The sequence below is a fragment of the Anaerobiospirillum sp. NML120448 genome, from assembly GCF_023050945.1.
GTDB lineage: Bacteria > Pseudomonadota > Gammaproteobacteria > Enterobacterales > Succinivibrionaceae > Anaerobiospirillum.
The window spans coordinates 1-1,539 of the sequence record NZ_JALKIM010000165.1 but is presented as its reverse complement, the minus strand read 5'-3'; the positions used below and the strand labels follow the sequence as shown (position 1 = coordinate 1,539).

The following is a 1,539-nucleotide window of genomic DNA, read 5'->3' as shown; positions in this document are numbered from 1 at the left end:
GAATGGTTTTACATAATTAAACCTCAGAATCAGTAAAAGGAAGTTTCCTAAAAAATCTAAATATTTTTTGGGGAGAGCTTTTGCAACTTTAGTGAAAATTCGTGTGTTTTATTTTTTTACAGTTCCTTAGCTTGAGAACTACCTATCAGATCACATTGTTTAATGAATGAATCTTTACTTTTAGCAAGCTTTTCTGGCCACTCAAGCTTTTGTTCTAGCAGGGAGACTACTTGGCTATTAGCTTGAGCATTAGAGCCTATTACGCAAATTAAGAGCCTTTGCTCTTCATCGTAATGCAAATATTCTTGTATCTGCTCAAAGTAGGGCTCAATCTCAGCCAACATGGTGTTAGTGTCTTGTTTGAGATTATCCTTCATAATCACATCCTCCTAAAGCATATGCTTGTCAACTTAATTGCAAACACAAAACGCCCCATCAAATAGAATGCTAGCCCTTAATAATAAGACTATTGCCGCCATTGCAATATCAGCTAAAGCCTACGGTCTTACCAAGGTGCCTAAAACACAATTTGTTGCTACAACTCTTAAGGCTTATCAAAGTGAGCATGATTGCTCAATACAGTAATAGCAGCTTCCTTAAGTATTTGATGTTGCTGGCTAAGTAAAATCCTATAGCTCAGATTGCTACTACTGCTCTCAGCTTTTGCTAAGCAGTATGCTCACCATATCATGCCCTCATGAAACAAAGCTCCTTAGAAAAGTGATGACGGCGCAGTATGTTTTTCTGATTCTAACATGAAAGCTAAAACTGGCTGAATCTGGGCAAAATTGCGCAATTTCTTGGCATTTTTAGCCCAAAAACATCAAAAGACCCCAAATTAATCACTTTAAATGTCCTTATCGAGAGCTTTTAGTTTAGTGCCCTAACTTCACTTAGTATTTCATTGCTACAGCTATGATTTAGGGCAATTTAGTTATTATTGCCCTTTAGTGTCTTAATTAAATTTATTATTGCACTGTTTACTCACCACTTCTTCTAAAATGCCTTATATATCTTGTTTATTGAGATCGATATCACGCAAATAAGTTTTTTGCATTAGTACCTTATAGGTAAGTGTCTATAATCAAAAGAAATAAGGTCATTAGTTTTCTATTGATTAAAGTTAAAACTAGTACATGCTAGTGTATTTATGTACTAATCAGCATGGATTTTAGGAGATGGCAATTATGGTAGGCAAAAAAGCATTGGCCAATAGAGCCTTTTTAATTGATGCTTGGCACAATTCTGTTAATGCAAACCGACCTCCAATGAACAGGCAAGAGCTATATGACACCGCAAAAGCTTCTTATGCTCATATTAATGATGAAGCAAATTTTACTTGCTCAAGCAATGATCTCGCCATGGTTTTGCATAACTTAAAGGAGGAATATTATAAAAAACCTTTGGACGATCTTAGGAACTGTAACAAATTAAATTGATCTTTTAAAACCCCTAATTCTATAGTTCCACTGAGGAAACTCACCAATAGGTTCAATATCAATATTACTCATTTGTTCATCAGTAATTTTAATGCCTGTA

At 35.0% G+C, this 1,539-nt stretch carries 2 protein-coding genes; one reads left to right on the top strand and one right to left on the bottom strand.

The window, feature by feature from the left end:
- Positions 1-116 precede the first annotated feature (116 nt).
- Positions 117-377: a hypothetical protein gene (locus MXE38_RS12255; RefSeq protein WP_246915492.1), complete on the bottom strand. Its 261-nt coding sequence runs from the start codon at positions 375-377 to the stop codon at positions 117-119.
- An 810-nt stretch (positions 378-1,187) separates the two neighbouring features.
- Here MXE38_RS12255 and MXE38_RS12250 point away from each other — a divergent pair.
- Entirely contained in the window at positions 1,188-1,439 is a 252-nt protein-coding gene (locus MXE38_RS12250; RefSeq protein ID WP_246915491.1) for a hypothetical protein, read from the top strand.
- Positions 1,440-1,539 lie beyond the last annotated feature (100 nt).